This window comes from Bradyrhizobium sp. HKCCYLS3013 (genome assembly GCF_051167615.1).
Lineage (GTDB): Bacteria > Pseudomonadota > Alphaproteobacteria > Rhizobiales > Xanthobacteraceae > Bradyrhizobium.
Genome location: NZ_JBNPTK010000005.1, coordinates 168,449 through 183,390 on the forward strand (window position 1 = coordinate 168,449; position 14,942 = coordinate 183,390).

Annotated in this window: 15 protein-coding genes; 3 read left to right on the forward strand and 12 right to left on the reverse strand. The window is 66.1% G+C overall.

Going from position 1 to position 14,942, the window contains the following annotated elements; all coding sequences use genetic code 11:
• Positions 1–4: 4 nt before the first annotated feature.
• From ACQR1F_RS11695 to ACQR1F_RS11750, 12 genes are all read right to left on the reverse strand, one after another.
• Complete coding sequence (locus ACQR1F_RS11695) at positions 5–760, reverse strand: GntR family transcriptional regulator (protein WP_315805847.1); 756 nt, start codon at positions 758–760, stop codon at positions 5–7.
• 6 nt (positions 761–766) lie between these two features.
• A complete protein-coding gene (locus tag ACQR1F_RS11700; RefSeq protein WP_315805846.1) occupies positions 767–1,810 on the reverse strand; it encodes an aromatic ring-hydroxylating dioxygenase subunit alpha in 1,044 nt (347 codons plus the stop codon).
• Positions 1,811–2,120: 310 nt separating this feature from the next.
• Positions 2,121–2,729: a nuclear transport factor 2 family protein gene (locus tag ACQR1F_RS11705; RefSeq protein ID WP_434913065.1), complete on the reverse strand. Its 609-nt coding sequence runs from the start codon at positions 2,727–2,729 to the stop codon at positions 2,121–2,123.
• A 778-nt stretch (positions 2,730–3,507) separates the two neighbouring features.
• Entirely contained in the window at positions 3,508–4,176 is a 669-nt protein-coding gene (locus ACQR1F_RS11710; protein WP_316238453.1) for a hypothetical protein, read from the reverse strand.
• Positions 4,177–4,311: 135 nt separating this feature from the next.
• Positions 4,312–4,980, reverse strand: a complete 669-nt coding sequence (locus ACQR1F_RS11715; RefSeq protein ID WP_315804503.1) for a DUF1109 domain-containing protein — start codon at positions 4,978–4,980, stop codon at positions 4,312–4,314.
• A complete protein-coding gene (locus ACQR1F_RS11720; RefSeq protein WP_434883868.1) occupies positions 4,977–5,609 on the reverse strand; it encodes a sigma-70 family RNA polymerase sigma factor in 633 nt (210 codons plus the stop codon). The genes ACQR1F_RS11715 and ACQR1F_RS11720 overlap by 4 nt, the downstream gene beginning before the upstream one ends.
• On the reverse strand, positions 5,599–6,066 hold the full coding sequence (locus ACQR1F_RS11725; protein ID WP_316238499.1) for a DoxX family protein: 468 nt from the start codon (positions 6,064–6,066) through the stop codon (positions 5,599–5,601). Before ACQR1F_RS11725 ends, ACQR1F_RS11720 begins: the two co-directional genes overlap by 11 nt.
• A 29-nt stretch (positions 6,067–6,095) precedes the next feature.
• A complete protein-coding gene (locus ACQR1F_RS11730) occupies positions 6,096–6,887 on the reverse strand; it encodes an HvfC/BufC N-terminal domain-containing protein (protein ID WP_316238451.1) in 792 nt (263 codons plus the stop codon).
• Positions 6,871–7,758 (reverse strand): MNIO family bufferin maturase, encoded by an 888-nt coding sequence (gene bufB / locus ACQR1F_RS11735; RefSeq protein ID WP_434883869.1) that lies wholly within the window; start codon positions 7,756–7,758, stop codon positions 6,871–6,873. The genes ACQR1F_RS11730 and bufB overlap by 17 nt, the downstream gene beginning before the upstream one ends.
• A 55-nt stretch (positions 7,759–7,813) precedes the next feature.
• On the reverse strand, positions 7,814–8,161 hold the full coding sequence (locus tag ACQR1F_RS11740) for a BufA1 family periplasmic bufferin-type metallophore (protein ID WP_315804499.1): 348 nt from the start codon (positions 8,159–8,161) through the stop codon (positions 7,814–7,816).
• A gap of 128 nt (positions 8,162–8,289) precedes the next feature.
• Complete coding sequence (locus ACQR1F_RS11745) at positions 8,290–8,862, reverse strand: TlpA disulfide reductase family protein (protein WP_316238449.1); 573 nt, start codon at positions 8,860–8,862, stop codon at positions 8,290–8,292.
• Positions 8,863–8,882: 20 nt separating this feature from the next.
• Positions 8,883–9,227, reverse strand: coding sequence for a hypothetical protein (locus ACQR1F_RS11750; protein WP_315804497.1), 345 nt, complete (start codon positions 9,225–9,227; stop codon positions 8,883–8,885).
• A gap of 680 nt (positions 9,228–9,907) precedes the next feature.
• Here ACQR1F_RS11750 and ACQR1F_RS11755 point away from each other — a divergent pair.
• The 3 genes from ACQR1F_RS11755 to ACQR1F_RS11765 are packed head-to-tail and all read left to right on the forward strand — an operon-like array spanning position 9,908 to position 14,935.
• Positions 9,908–10,861, forward strand: a complete 954-nt coding sequence (locus tag ACQR1F_RS11755) for an ABC transporter ATP-binding protein (protein WP_434845412.1) — start codon at positions 9,908–9,910, stop codon at positions 10,859–10,861.
• On the forward strand, positions 10,854–13,790 hold the full coding sequence (locus ACQR1F_RS11760; protein WP_315804495.1) for a Gldg family protein: 2,937 nt from the start codon (positions 10,854–10,856) through the stop codon (positions 13,788–13,790). The genes ACQR1F_RS11755 and ACQR1F_RS11760 overlap by 8 nt, the downstream gene beginning before the upstream one ends.
• Positions 13,787–14,935, forward strand: a complete 1,149-nt coding sequence (locus ACQR1F_RS11765; protein WP_434913066.1) for a DUF4340 domain-containing protein — start codon at positions 13,787–13,789, stop codon at positions 14,933–14,935. Before ACQR1F_RS11760 ends, ACQR1F_RS11765 begins: the two co-directional genes overlap by 4 nt.
• Positions 14,936–14,942: the final 7 nt, after the last annotated feature.

Below are 14,942 nucleotides of genomic sequence, written 5' to 3' on the forward strand. Positions count from 1 at the left end.
CTCCTCAGCCGTTGATCTGCGTCTTGATCAGCACCGCCGCCGGCACCAGGTCCATCGGACCACGCGCCTTCACGGCCAGCCGCAGGTTGCGGGCGGCCAGCCGGGCATGCTCACGCATGATGCTCTCGGCGCGGGCGCCCTCGCGGTTCTCGATCGCATCGATGACGATGCGGTGATGCTCCTGCGCGACCACCAGGATGTGGCGCGCCTCCGGCAGCGCCGATTGCGCCATCACGAATCCGCTCGGCGAGGCGAACGGCAGCGCGCTGGCGCGGTCGACCTGGCGGATCACCGGCGGACTGCGCGACAACTCGGCCAGCAAGGCATGAAAGCGCGCATTCAGCGCCACATAGGCCGAGAAGCCGTCGAAGGAGAGCTCGGCGGGCGCGATCAGTTCGTCGATCTGGGCGAGGCATTCGCGCATCGGCTCGGTGTCGCGCACGGACACGCCGCGCTCGGCGGCGAGCCGCGCCGCCAGTCCTTCCATCGTGCCGCGCACCTCGATGGAGTCGAGCACGTCGCGCTCGGAGAACGATTTCACCATGAAGCCGCCGGACGGAATCGCCTCCAGCAGCCCCTCCTCCTCGAGCCGGACCAGCGCCATGCGCACCGGCGTGCGGGAGACGCCGGCGGCCTCGACCGCCTGCAGCTCGGATATGCGCTCACCGGGGCGCAAGCCGCCGGTGAGGATCAGGTCGCGCAAGGTGAGCTGCGCTCGGACGGTCTGCGAGATCGAACGCTCGCTGTCACGCTCGGCCATTCCATTCTACTCCGCGGCTTCACGCAGCGGCGTTTCGCGCGCGATCATCCGATCGATGATCCGCCGTGCCCACATTGCGCCTGCATCGATGTTGAGATTGTAGAACACGCGCCCCGGATTCTCGTCCATCGCGCGCTGCTGCGCTTCCAGGATCAGTTCGTCCTCGCGGAAGATGCCCGACACACCCTCGCGGATCTCGGTCGTCAGCCGCTGCTCGGTGAGCTGGTAGTTGCGGGCGAACGCCCAGAAATAATGGCAGGTCGTGTCGGTCTCCGGCGTGATGGTGTTGAGCACCATGCCGTTGACGCCCTGCGAGCGGTCACCCTCCGGCGCGCCCGTCCCGGTCGGCGCGACGCCGACGTCGATCGTCACCGTGCACGGCGCCTCGAAGCGGATGATCTGCCAGCGGTCCACCAGGCCCGGCTTGCCGAGCTGCTTCGCCCAAAATGGGGGCGGCTCGATACCGCGCATCCAGCGCGTCACGGTGGCGGTGCGCTCGCCATGGGTGACGTCGAACGGCGCTTCGGCCACCGCGTCGTTGCCGATCGACGAGCCGTGCACGAAGGTCTCGTGCGTGAGATCCATCAGATTGTCGACCACCAGCCGGTAGTCGCATTTGACGTGGATGGTCTTGCCGTCGCCGGCCCAGGCCGGATCGTGATTCCAGTGCATGTCGGGAATAATAGCGGGATCGGCCAGCGCCGGATCGCCCATCCACAGCCAGATGAACCGATGCCGTTCGACCGCCGGATAGGCACGTACGCAGGCCGAGGGATTGATGGTCTCCTGCGACGGCATGAAGGTGCAGCGGCCCTGCGGGCTGAATTTCAGGCCATGATAGCCGCAAACGACGGTGTCGCCTTCCAGCCGGCCCTTGGACAGCGGTACCAGCCGGTGCCAGCAGGCATCTTCGAGCGCGGCGATGGTGCCATCGGCCTTGCGGTACATCACGACGTGCTTGCCGCAGATCGTCCGCGGCAGCAGGGCCTGCTTGACCTCGGCGTCCCAGGCCGCGGCGTACCATGCATTCATCGGAAAAGAAGCGGCCATGGCGTGTCCTCGTGTCGGTATACTTCCAACTGAGCATTGTATACAGCAAGCAAAGAATGAGACGCAAGTTCCGCCTTCTTTCGGCAAAAACTGCCGATCCTGTATACAGCACCCGCGCGACGGTTCCGCTCCAAGGAACAAGGCTGACAGACAATCCTTTCTGATTCAGCTACTTGCGCTGATTCCTCGCTACGCACTCCGAGCCACAGTCACCCGCTCTGTAACGGCACCAGAGATCCGCCGGATCAGCCCCTCACGGCGAGAGCTGGTCCCGTTCGGAGCGCGGCTCCGGCGAGGCAGGGGTCGACGATCACAGCCCCTCGCCCCGAAGCCACGCGGCGCCGCGCGCATAGAGCGCTTCGACCTCCGGCCCCTTCAGCCCGGGCATGTCGCGCTTCACCGTGTAGCCGATGCGCGTCTGCAGATAAGCGAGATGCCGATACCCCACGGGAAACTGCTCCAGCAGCGCACGGTCCAGCGCCGGCACCGCGCCGGGCGTCACCGGGTCCATGCGGTCCTTCTCGTAGATCGGCTGGCGCAGCACGATGCCCCATTTGCCCGCGCGCTTCTCGAGGAAGTCGTAGAAGCGGCCGGTGCACAGCACGTCGCAGACGACGCCCTCGACCTCGGCCCGCTGCGAGATCGTCATCTTGGTCTGGGAGATCGCACGATGACCGGCGAGATCGACCGAGATGCCGCCGAGGAAGTGCAGGATGTTGACACCCTTGGCCCAGGCCGCCTTGCTGATCTCGATGAACTCGTCGCCGGTGCCCTGCGTCCACGTCGCCATCATCCGCCCATCCGGATGCCACACCATGCGGAAGCGCTCCCAATCGCCCGCATCGCGCCAGATCGCCCAGTTCTGCAACAGCTCGCGAATCTGGCGGTCGTCCTCGATCTCGGCGGCGGTCTTGGTCATGGTGGTTTCCTCTTTGCGTTGTTGCTGCTGGATACGGGATCGGGAGTGCGCTGCAAAGGCACGGCTGATCATGGCTGCCCGGTGCGTGCGACAAATTCGGTGTCGTCCCGGCCTTGAGACACCGAAGGACGGAGTTGGCCCTGCCGGCTACAGAGACACGGCCCCACATTCCCGCGGCGCGCAGCGCCCAGGTCATGCGGCAATCATGTCCCTCCTGAAATACGAGAGGGCGCGAGGAAGGCCGGACCTCGGCTGAGGCCCGTGGCCCGCCTGCTCAAAAGAATGCAGGCGGCAGGTACCACAGGTACAGCCGGACAGACCCGGCCTTCCCCGCGCGATAGTTTTACGGTGTCCTTCGTGCTCTCCCTGGGGATCGGCTTTCTTGCCCCCATCGCCCGCGCGTGCCCATAAGCAACGACCGCGAACTTGACCTCAGCGTCGAGAGGCCAGGACCACACGACTTCGCCGTCCGTCACGGCTGCGCTCGTCTGGCACAGCCGTCACGTCCATCGCAGCCCGCCTCCACGTTCGTGACGACGCGTACGTCCCTCTGCTCGAGGCGGGTTGCAGAGATATAAGCATGTTTTCTGAAAACCAGCAATCATTATTTTCGCCGATGGTCGCGGCCGGTGGGTAACCTTGCATCCTCGTTCTGACGAAAGGTCCGGCCGGCCATGACGGAGCGCAAGCCACTGACGACGAGTTGGGAGTCCTGGATCGAAGCCCGCTGGCAACGATCCCGCGGCGCGTGACGCCCAGCGGGATCGCAGCCGATGATCTATTCCGGAATCCGCGCGATCAGCTGGTGATGGGCATTGACGCCGATGTCGCCGCGCTTCGCGCCATGCGTCATGCCGTCGCTGTGATAGACCAGCAGCACGGCGTTGTCGTGGGTCAGCGGCTGCGGCGCGATGATCGTCAGCTTCGCCCTGCCGTCCGGCCCGGCCACGAAATCATTGGCCGTCGCAGTGCCATCGAGCGGCGTGAAGCCGACCGGCTTTTGATCGAAGTGATTCTCGAACAGGCTGTAGTGACCGCCCGGCTTCAGATGGTCGAAGCTCATGGCGATCTCGACCTTGCCGCCGGCCGAAGGAGTGAGCGTCACGCTGCCGCTCGCCGCGAGCCAGTCGCCGAGCGTGAAGCCGATCGGCTCGCCATTCGCATTGGCGACCGCGGCGGTCTTCGCATCCTGCTCGATGAAGGCCGGACGGAAACCCGCGACGTGGGAGATGTTCTGCGGCCCGACGGCGGCCAACGCCGCGGCGTCCGCGACGAAGGCATGGGGATCGAGCGGCTTCGGCTGCTTCGTCTCCGCCGAGAAGAATGCCGCGTGGGTGACGAACGACAGATGGGTCGCATCGGCAGCCCGGCTGGCGCCGGACGGCACGAGCGCCGCCAGCATCAGCGCCACGCTGGCCAACCCGGCAAGGCTTTTCGATCGTTGCATTGTCTCATTCTCCTCGCGCCTGTGAACATCGACGCGCGATGCGCGTCCCGAGGGGCTGTCTGCGCCTGAGCCCGGAGACTGTTCGCTCCAAGCACGACGAAGGTTACGGTCCCCGTCAGTCCACCGACCACGAGCTCAGTCCTGCGCAAAGACGCGCGGCGCGACCCAGCCGAACATCCGACGGCCGAACAGGCCACCCGCGCCGATCAGCAGGACAGCCGTTCCGACGTTCCACATCAGGATCATCACCGAGGCGTCGATCGTATGAAACAGCGCGAGCGCCGTCGACGTGATCGCGGACACGGCGAGGCCGCCGGTCAAGGCGACGATGGTCGGCCGCAGACGCGCCGCGTAGCGCAGCATCACCAGCAGGGCCAGCGACAACGGCAGGCTCGTCACAGCAAGCGTCGTGAAGCAGCGGGCCGCCTCGCCAGGGCTCATGCCGTCGGGACCAACCGCAACCCAGTCGGTGAGGCACTGATAGCCGATGTTGGACAGCCATAGCGCCAGCGCCGGCATCGGCAGCAGCATCCACCACCGCGAGCGGTCGGGAAGACTGACCAGGAATGCCGCGATCGCGGCCAGCACGCCGGTCAGGATCGAGCCGACGAGACTGGTCACGAATGGCGCATCGTGCAGACGCTGCGCCAGATCCGGACGGATCCCCTGGTTGACGGCGAGCAGCGCCACTACGGCGCCTGCCCCGATCAGCCAGCCGCAGGCACGCAGCAGCGGCGGCCGCAGCCGCTTGACCGGCCGCATATCGTTCGCAAGAGAGTCGATCAGATCGCCGGTCTTGATCATGGCTCGTTCCGCGGAATGAGCAGCTTCTGAAGACTCTTCAGAGCGCGATGCATGTTCACCTTCAATGAGGTCGTGGACATTCCGGTTGCCGCCGAGGCCTCCTTGAGCGACAGCTCCCTGAGCTTCAACAGGCGCACGGCTTGTTGCTGTGCGGGCGGGAGGTTGTTGATCGCCAGCTCCAATTCGCGGCGGTCGGGCGCCGCCTCCACGCCGGTCTCGGGCTCGGCTGCGATCTCGTGCTCGGGAGACAACACAGTCTCACGCCGCGATTGGCGCGACTGCCGCCGTACTCGGTCGATCAGGCGACGGTTGGTGATGGTCACCAGCCACGGCGCGAACGGGCGCGTCGGATCGTAGGTGTGGCGGACCGAGTGAATGGTCAATAGCACGTCCTGCACCGCGTCCTCGATGTCGCTGCGCTGCTTGCAGCGCCGTGCCGCGAGAGAGCGAAGGTAGGGCGTGATCTCCTGCAGCAGCCGCTGATAGGCGACACGATCACCCTCCTGGGCATGCGCCATCAGAATCGCCCAATCGAGCGCGCGCCGTCCCGGCTTGAGGTCCGCCCCGCTCGGCGCGTCCACCGGGACGAGCCTCAGCCGCGGTGCAGGACCGCTCTGGTCACTGCCCATCGGCGCCCTCCAGCTTTCGACCGAGCGACAGGACGAGATGATCGAGGCTGATGAGCCCGGGCCCGAGCGCGATGATCGCAACCGCCATCGCAGCCCAGGGCAGATGAAAATTGGCCCAGCCATCCGGGACGACGAGCTGGATGAAGGCGGTCATGACCAACAGCCCGAGCGCGCTGATCCGGGTCGCCAGCCCGGCCACCAGGAGAACCGGCAGCAGCATCTCGGCCACGCCATCGAGATGAGCGAACACCGCAGGCCAGGGAAAATCATAGGCCTGACCGAACAGATGCAGCTTGAACTCGTCCTCGAACAGATACGCCGCGGCCGGTGACAGCGACAGGAAGCCATCCCATTTGGTGAGCCCGGATCTGAAGAACGGCGCCGCAAGCGCGATGCGCAGCATCGGCGGCGCGACGATCAGAGCCAGCCGCACGAGCCGATCGATCGCATCCGACATGGGCAACGCGAGAGCCCGGCTGTCCGCGCTCATGACGCCTCCGCCATCGTCACGTGGTCGGAGCCGATCACGGCTCCGCCATGGATCAGATCGTGCAGGGTGCCGGCAAGGTCGAAGCCGGCGTCCTCGCGCAGCGCGTCTTCGACCGCCATCAGTATCGACCGACCGGCCAACAAGGCCTGAACGAACGCAAGGCTGCCCGACGGGATCGCGCGAACCACGACATCGGCTTCGGGACGGACGATCAGAACCGCCTCACCACCGCCCGCGTCGAGATCGACCGGGCCAGCAATTCCCTCCGCGACATTCATCTGCCAGACCGTAAGCACGGGAAACGCCGAGCACACCAGCCGCAGGGATGGATGCAAGTGCAGGCGGAGGGCCGGCAGATCGGCCGGCGCTACGGCGGCGAAAGCCGCAGGCGTGACCGGCTCCGCTTCCGCCGCATGATACGACTCGGTCCAGGCGCGCTCCATCGCTGCGACGTCGGCGAGATACGGCAGCACTGACGCCGGCGCGAAGCCGCGAATGAACGCCGCGAAGCCGCTGCCATAGTCGAGCAGGATCGGCGAGCTCGGTAGCTCGGACGACAGATAGCAGCGCGCCATGGCATGGAAGAACTCCGCTCCGACGATGCGATACACCGCCGGGTAGGCGTCCTTCAGTGTTGCGGTCAAGCCGGCGACGACATTGTTGCGATAAACTCCGAACCGGCGGTCGCTCGGCCTCCCGTCCGGCCCGACCAGACCTGGAGGCACCGGCTGCGCGGGATCGAGCAGTGCGCGCGCAAAGCCGCCGAGACGTTCAGCAAGCGGCGGCATTACAGACCACCTCCAGCGACGGCGAGAGCATGACGGCCTCTGCGTGGCGGGCCTCCGCCGCAAGCACCTGCCATGGCGGCACCTCAGCGTCCCACTCGATCAATGTCGGCACCGGGCCGGTCGCGCGGATCGCATGCGCATACAGCGACCAGACGACGTCGTCGACCGGTCGGTCGTGGGTGTCGATCAGCAGCGGCCTGCCATGTTCGTCGACTTCGCGGGCGTGGCCGGCAAGATGGACCTGCAACACCTGCGCGAGCGGCAAGGCGGCGAGATAGCCATGCGGGTCCCACTGCTGATTGGTCGCGGCGACATGGACGTTGTTGACGTCGAGCAGCAGCCCGCAGCCGGTGCGGCGGGCGACCTCGGCGATGAAGTCGGGCTCGGACCAGTTGCTCTCGGTGAACGCGACGTAGGTCGATGGATTTTCCAGCAGCATCCGCCGGCCGAGCACGCTCTGCACCTCGTCGACGTGATCGCAGACGCGGATCAGGGTCTCGCTCGTATAGGGAACCGGAAGCAGATCGTTGAGAAAGCCGCTACCGTGCGACGACCAGGCGAGGTGCTCGGAAAACAACCCTGGTTCGTAGCGGTCGACCAGATGCTTGAGACGGCCGAGATGGGCCTGGTCGAGCGGCCGATCGGCCCCGATCGACAATCCGACTCCATGCAGCGACACCGGATAGCGCTCGCGAACGGCCGTGAGATAGCGATGCGGCGGCCCGCCCGCGCCCATGTAGTTCTCGGCATGGACTTCGAAGAAGCCGATATCGGGCCACGTTTCGACGATACCGCGATAGTGCTCGGCCTTGAGGCCGACGCCGCCCCGCGCGGGGATCCGGCCGGCCGTCGAGAATTGCGCGCGTGCCACGTGCAGACTCCGATCGAGAGAAATGGCGGGCCGCAAGCAGCCCGCCGACGATGTCTCAGGCCTTCGGCGTCAGGCTACCCGGACCCTTGGGGGTCTGCATTGTCGTGCAAGTCCCCTTCGGCTCCAGCTTGAACGAATTGCCCTGATAATCGATCGTGCTGGTACCCGCGCAGGTCGTGCCGGCGCCAGCAAAGCAGTCGTTCTGGCCCTTCAGCGCGACGCCAAAACACTTCTCCATCTTGCCGTCCTTCATGGCCTTCATGGTCTCGGCCTGCTTGGCCTTCATCATCTTTTCCATGTCGCCCTTGGCCATCGTCTCCGCCGAGGCGGACGTGACGGCGAGCGCGCCGGCAGCGACCGCAAATGCGCCGACGATCATTGCGGACAGCGTGCGATTGGACATGCGAATTCCTCCATTCTCCGGGTTTCAGCCTGCGGACATTGCAGGTGTCTGGCGGCCATCGGCGCGCCTGTCCATCGGTTCGCTCCAATGCATCGGAAGGTTACGCTGACTGCTTCGCGATTCATCGCTCAGTTGCGCCCGAGATATTCGAGCAGATCTGCCGCCGCCGACGACGACCAGTCGGCCGCACCCGGGAGGTATCCGACGATCAGACCTGAAGCCGAGATCAGATAGGTGATCGGCATGCCATACAGCGTAAACGGCGCAGGCCTGCCACCGTCGTCTCCGGATTGCGCCACGTATCCGTTCGGATCGAGGCAGATGGACAGCGACGTCAGCCTCAGCGCGCGCACGAAGCGACCGACACTGTCGCGATCGCTGCGGTCTTCGGATACCGCGAGGACGTGCAGGCGCTGGCGCGCGACACTGCGTGCAAGCCGATCGAGCTCCGGCAGCTCGATGCGGCAGGCCGCGCACCACGAGGCCCAGAAATTCAGTACGATTGGCGCGCCGCGTAGCGCGGCGAGATCGAGCGTACCGCCGTCGAGGCGAAACAGCCGTATCGCCGGCAGGCTCTGCTGCGGCCGCAACAGCGTGAGTTGGTGACGGCCGGTTGTGAAGGCAGGCACGTCGTCGTCGGCGGATGCAGCCGAAGCGGATCCCGCGCGCGCCATGAGCGCCGTCAGCAGCCCGCCGATCACCTCGCGCCGGCTCGCAACGCTCACCGCGCCAGTTCCTCGATGGCAAGCGCTGGCGAAAACTGCGGAACGGCGGGCCGGAACGCGATGAAGGCGAACAGCGGATTGGGCAGCCAGTACAGCCATCCGATCGACGGCTCGCGCCGGCCGTCCGGGAGCTCCAGGTCGAGCCACACATACAGGAATTTGTAGATGCACAGTCCGGGAATCCAGTTCGGACGCAGATGGCGTGTTCTCAGGCAGCGCCACCGAATGTAGAAGTTTCCCTCGAACGGCGTGATGTCCCAGAGTCCGACAGGCCCCTCGGCGATTACCTCGCCGCTGGGACGGTGCGTGATGCGCACGATGCGCGGCTGCCTCTTGTGCAATTGAATACCTCCCACCCGCGTGTCCGGATGCTGCCATTCGACGATACGATCTCAGACCGGGAAAGGTTACCAGTCGACTCGTCACGGCCGCGCAAATCACAGTCGTGCGACGGGTAGTTCCGGTCCGACGCCCCGAAAGGAGCCGCGCTCCTACGCACGGTCTTGCGAGCGGACGAAGATCGCCGGGATGTCGTGGACCGTGACGCCCTCATTACCACGACGGCCAAGTGCCAGGCCACGCGCAGCCGTCGAAGTCATGCGCACCGGCGCGGATCGCGGTCGGCGCAGCACGTGCGTTCGACTTGCCCGCTCACATCCAATTGACCGGTCGTGATCGATCCAGGGCGGCTGCCCCCGCTTGATTCATCTGCTCGCGTTCGATTAGTTAGCCGCAACCAACAGAACGGCGGGAAACAAACGCTTCACGACCTCCCAAGGTGTTGCACAAGGCTTCGTCGCACGATGTGCTCTTCCGGATGATGACTCCCCCCATCGCATAGGCCGGGCCGCTCTGAACCGCTGCGCTCGGCGCGCCGATCTCTCAGCTTCCATGCCGACGACCACCGGTTCGGTCGGCCCGATCCTCTCAGCTGCATCCGACGCGCGTGCCGCCGGTGATCGATCCTGCATGTCGATCAGGATCCGGCGCCGCGACGGCCAACTCAGGAGCGACACGTCACATGATCTCCGCCGAACACCTGACCCGCCAATACGGGTCATTCACCGCCGTCGACGACGTCTCCTTTGAGGTCGGCGACGGCGAGATCGTCGGCCTGCTCGGGCACAATGGCGCCGGCAAGACCACCATCATGAAAATGCTGACGGGCTATCTCGAGCCGACCGCCGGCACGGCGACCATTCATGGCCACGACATCGGCAGGCAGCGCCGGCAGGCGCAGGCACTGATCGGCTACCTGCCCGAGAATTGTCCGCTGTATCCCGAGATGACAGTGGTCGAATTCCTCGACTACGCGGCGGAGCTGAGAGGAATCCCGCCGGGCGCCCGGGCGCAGGCGCTGCGCGATGCCATCGCCGCGACCGGCCTTGCGGAAAAGGCCACCGCGCCGATCGCGAGCCTGTCGCGCGGCTACCGGCAGCGCACCGGCGTCGCACAGGCGATCCTGCACAAGCCGAAGATCGTGATCCTCGACGAGCCGACCAACGGCCTCGATCCATCGCAGATCGCCCAGATGCGCGGACTTATCCGGGATCTCGCGAAGACCGCGACGGTGATCCTGTCGACCCACATCCTCCAGGAGGTGCGCGCCGTGTGCGAGCGCGTGCTGGTGATCAACCGCGGCCGGCTGGCGCTCGACACAAGGATGAGCGATCTCGGCGGGCCTGGCCGGCTGCGTCTCGTCACCAGCGGGCCGCCCGACCTGGTCGAGCGGCTGGTCACAGGGCTTGGCCTCGTCAAGAGCGTCGAGCGGCTGACGGCGGCCGAGCCCGGCCATGCCTATGCCCTCAACCTCAATGGCCACGCGGCCAGCGCCGTGGCGCCGGCCGTCGCCCGCGTCATCACCGACAACAAGCTCGATCTGTTCGCCCTGCATCCCGAACAGCGCGATCTCGAAACCCTGTTTGCCGACATCACCGGCGCCGGCGCGCCGACCCCGGAGGCCCTGCATGCATAACGTTCTTCGTATCGCTCGCAAGGAGCTGGCCGTCTTCTTCGCCTCGCCCGCGGCCTTCATCTTCATGGCCGCGTTCCTCGCCGTCACCCTGTTCCTGTTCTTCTGGGTCGACCGCTTCTTCGCCCGCAACATCGCCGACGTCCGGCCGCTGTTCGAATGGATGCCGGTGCTGATGATCTTCATCGTGTCGGCCATCACGATGCGGATGTGGAGCGAGGAGCGGCGCGCCGGCACGCTGGAGTTCCTGCTGACATCGCCGGTCGCGCCGCTGCAGCTGGTCCTTGGCAAGTTCCTCGCCTGCCTGGCCCTGGTCGCGATCGCGCTGGCGCTGACGCTGCCGCTCCCGATCACGGTCTCCATGATCGGCCGGCTCGACTGGGGACCGGTGGCCGGCGGCTATCTCGCCGCGCTGGCCCTCGCCTCCGCCTACATCTCGATTGGCCTGTTCGTCAGCGCCCGCTCAGACAACCAGGTCATCAGCCTGATCGTCTCCACCCTGATCTGCGGCGCGTTCTATCTGCTCGGCTCCAACACGCTGACCTCGCTGACCGGCAACGAAGGCGGCGAGCTGCTGCGCCAGCTCGGGGCCGGGTCGCGCTTCGAGTCGATCGCCCGCGGCGTCATCGACCTGCGCGACCTCTATTACTATCTCAGCATCTTCGGCGTCTTCCTGGTGCTCAATCTCTATGTGCTGGAGAGCCTACGCTGGTCGTCGCAGGGCCGCGCGCCGCAGCACCGGCGCTGGCGCATGGTGGCCGCGCTCACGGTGGCCAATCTCGTCGCGGTCAACCTGTGGCTCGGCCAGCTCCCGGCCGCACGGGCCGATCTCACCGCGGGACACATCTACTCGATCTCGGACGAGACAAGGAGCTATCTCGGCCAGCTGCAGGAGCCGCTGCTGATCCGGGGCTATTTCAGCGCCCAGACCCACCCGCTGCTGGCGCCGCTAGTGCCGCGGCTGCGCGATCTCCTGAAGGAGTACGAGATCGCAGGACAAGGCAAGGTCCGGGTCGAGTTCGTCGACCCGATGCAGAACGCCGCGCTCGAGGCGGAAGCCAACAAGCAGTACGGCATCCAGCCGGTGCCGTTCCAGACCTCGAGCAAGTATCAGGCGTCGGTGACCAACTCCTACTTCAACATCCTCGTCAAATATGGCGATGAGTACACGACGCTCGGTTTCCGCGATCTCATCGAGGTCAAGGAGCGCGGTGACGGCGACAGCGAGCTCGACGTCAATCTGCGCAATCCCGAGTATACGATCACGCGCGCGATCAAGAAGGTGCTGAACGGCTATCGCGGCTCCGGCGACGTTCTGGCCGGCCTGCCGCAGCCGGTGACGCTCGAGGCCTATATCTCGGCCAAGAACCTGCCCGAGCCGCTCGCCAAGCTGAAGACCGCGCTGCAGGAGCTGATCAAGGACTACCAGAGCAAGACGCCGGGCAAGCTCGATGCGAAGATCGTCGATCCCGACGCCGATGGCGGACAGATCGCCAAGACCCTGCAGGACGAATACGGCCTCGAGCCGCTTTCGGTCGGCCTGCTCAACCCGAAACGCTTCTGGTTCCATTTGATCCTGAAGAGCGGCGACAAGACCGAGCAGATCCAGCTGCCGGAGCAGCTCGACAAGGACGGCTTGAAGCGCAACATCGACGCCGAGCTGAAGCGCTTCACGCCCGGCGCGCTGCGCACCGTCGCGCTGTACACCCCGCCGGCGCAGCAGCCGATGCCGCAGCTCGGCATCCCCGGCAGCAGTGGGCCGTCGTTCGATCTGCTGCAGCAGAAGCTGCAGGAGAACACGCTCGTCGACGCCACCCAGCTGAAGGATGGACGCGTTCCCGAACGCGCCGACATCCTGTTCGTCGCCTCGCCGCAGCAGCTCGATCAGAAGCAGCTGTTCGCCGTCGATCAGTTCCTGATGAAGGGGGGCACGGTGATCGTCGCCACCTCGCCCTATCAGCCGTCGCTGCGCGGCAATCTCGACGTGACCAAGACGCCGTCCGGCCTGGAGGACTGGCTGGCGTTCCAGGGCGTGAAGGTCGGCGACAGCATGGTGCTCGACCGCCAGAACGCCTCGTTCCCGATCCCGAGCGAGCGCGACGTCGGCGGCGGCATCAAGGTGCGGCAGATCCGGCTGATGGACTACCCGTTCTTCGCCGACATCCGCAGCGACGGGCTGGCGCAGGGCGCGGCACCCTCGGCCGGCACCCAGCAGCTGACGCTGTCCTGGGCCTCGCCATTGACGATCGACGCCGACAAGGTCGGCAAGAAGCGAAAGATCGTCGATCTGATCCAGAGCTCGCCGCATTCATGGACCGCCAAGACGACCAACGTCGTGCCGGACTTCAAGGCGCATCCCGACACCGGCTTCCCTCCTGCCGACAAGCAGGGGCGCCAGCTGCTCGGGGCCATGATGGAGGGCGAGTTCACGTCGTTCTTCGCCGGCAAGCCATCGCCTCTCGCCAAGGACGCTGCTGAGCCCAAACCCGACGCAAAGGCTGATGCAAAGCCCGATGACGCGGCGAAGACGGCGGCTGCCGACGCCAAGCCCAGCATCACCGGCGTGATCTCCCGCTCGCCCGAAAGCGCGCGGCTGATCGTGATCGGCTCGGGCACTTTCCTGTCGGACGACGTGCTGCAACTCGCCTCCAGCGTCGACCGCACGCAATATCTGGCACCGCTCGACTTCGCCCAGAACCTGGTCGACTGGTCGCTGGAGGACCGCGGGCTGCTGGCGCTGCGCAGCCGCGGCGGCCAGTTCTCGCGCACGCTCGCCCCGATGCAGAGCGGCGGCCAGATGTTCTGGGAATACCTGAACTATGCGCTCGCGCTCGCAGGGCTCGCCCTCGTCTACATCGTGCGCCGCGCGCTGCGGCTCGGCGCCCAACGGAGATATCTCAACATGCTCGGCATCGCGGAGGCGCGGACATGAAAGGGCTTCCCATCCTGCTCACGGCGCTGCTGGGTGGTCAGCTCGCGCTGGCTCTCACCTTCGCGGTCAACCGTTCCGATCATGCCGCGTTCGACGCCAAGGAGCCGCTGGTCGCGTTCGCGCCGGCCAAGGTCGATCAGGTCGCGATCGACGACGATGCCGGCCACACCGTCACCCTCGCGCGCAAGGACGGCAAATGGGTGATCCCCGCCTTGGCCGACTTTCCCGCCGACACGACGAAGGTCAATGGCCTGCTCGACCGCATCGCCGGCCTGAAGAAGGGCTGGCCGATCGCGAAGACCGAGGCCGCAGCCGAGCGCTTCAAGGTCACCGAAAAGGTTCATGAGCGCCGCGTGGTGCTGACGAGCGGCGGCAGCCGGGTCGGTGAGCTCCTGGTCGGGACCTCGCCGGCGTATCGCCAGGTGCATGTGCGGGCCGGCGATGCCTCTCCGGTCTTTGCCGTCGAGCTGGCGACCTACGACATCGGCGCGGAGCCCAGCGCCTGGATGCAGCACGACATTTTGGACACGCCGCGCGACAAGATCGCCAGCGTCAATGTCGGTGACGTCACCATCGATGGCAAGGACGGCAAGTTCACGCTGGCGGGGCTCGGCAAGGACGAGAAGCCGCGGCCCGACAAGATCGACGCCCTGGTCAGCGCGATGGCGCATCCCCCCTTCGATAACGTGCGCGGCAAGGGCAAGGCGGCGCTGGCGCAGACGGATGCGCCCGACGTCACCGTCACGCTGAAGCGGACCGATGGAAGCGCGCTGACCTATCGCTACAAGAAGGACGCCGGTGGGGGCTATCTGTTCACGCGGTCGGCGGAGGACTATCTCTTCCATGTCAACGCCGACGCCGCCGCGCCGGTCGTGCAGGCCACGCGCGCGGCATTGATCGAGCCGCCGAAACCGGACAAGGCGCCGGACGCCAAGAGCTCGAACGACAACAGCTCGAACAACAAGAGTTCGGACAACAAGGGCGCAGACGCCAAGAACCCTGATGACAACGTTAAGAAGGCCGAGACCTCAGGCGCCAAGACGGATCAGGCGCCGGCAGCGTCAGAGGCTGTTCCGCCGTCATCCCATGGCGCCGAGCAGGCCGCTCACGGCGGCGCAGAACCGCCAAAGTCGCCCGGCGGCTAGCGTACCG

What these genes read in the sequence shown, in the direction of transcription:
- ACQR1F_RS11695 (WP_315805847.1), bottom strand. Translation starts at nt 760, where the DNA reads ATGGCCGAGCGTGACAGCGAGCGTTCGATCTCGCAGACCGTCCGAGCG.
- ACQR1F_RS11700 (WP_315805846.1), bottom strand. Translation starts at nt 1,810, where the DNA reads ATGGCCGCTTCTTTTCCGATGAATGCATGGTACGCCGCGGCCTGGGAC.
- ACQR1F_RS11705 (WP_434913065.1), bottom strand. Translation starts at nt 2,729, where the DNA reads ATGACCAAGACCGCCGCCGAGATCGAGGACGACCGCCAGATTCGCGAG.
- ACQR1F_RS11710 (WP_316238453.1), bottom strand. Translation starts at nt 4,176, where the DNA reads ATGCAACGATCGAAAAGCCTTGCCGGGTTGGCCAGCGTGGCGCTGATG.
- ACQR1F_RS11715 (WP_315804503.1), bottom strand. Translation starts at nt 4,980, where the DNA reads ATGATCAAGACCGGCGATCTGATCGACTCTCTTGCGAACGATATGCGG.
- ACQR1F_RS11720 (WP_434883868.1), bottom strand. Translation starts at nt 5,609, where the DNA reads ATGGGCAGTGACCAGAGCGGTCCTGCACCGCGGCTGAGGCTCGTCCCG.
- ACQR1F_RS11725 (WP_316238499.1), bottom strand. Translation starts at nt 6,066, where the DNA reads ATGTCGGATGCGATCGATCGGCTCGTGCGGCTGGCTCTGATCGTCGCG.
- ACQR1F_RS11730 (WP_316238451.1), bottom strand. Translation starts at nt 6,887, where the DNA reads ATGCCGCCGCTTGCTGAACGTCTCGGCGGCTTTGCGCGCGCACTGCTC.
- ACQR1F_RS11740 (WP_315804499.1), bottom strand. Translation starts at nt 8,161, where the DNA reads ATGTCCAATCGCACGCTGTCCGCAATGATCGTCGGCGCATTTGCGGTC.
- ACQR1F_RS11755 (WP_434845412.1), top strand. Translation starts at nt 9,908, where the DNA reads ATGATCTCCGCCGAACACCTGACCCGCCAATACGGGTCATTCACCGCC.
- ACQR1F_RS11760 (WP_315804495.1), top strand. Translation starts at nt 10,854, where the DNA reads ATGCATAACGTTCTTCGTATCGCTCGCAAGGAGCTGGCCGTCTTCTTC.
- ACQR1F_RS11765 (WP_434913066.1), top strand. Translation starts at nt 13,787, where the DNA reads ATGAAAGGGCTTCCCATCCTGCTCACGGCGCTGCTGGGTGGTCAGCTC.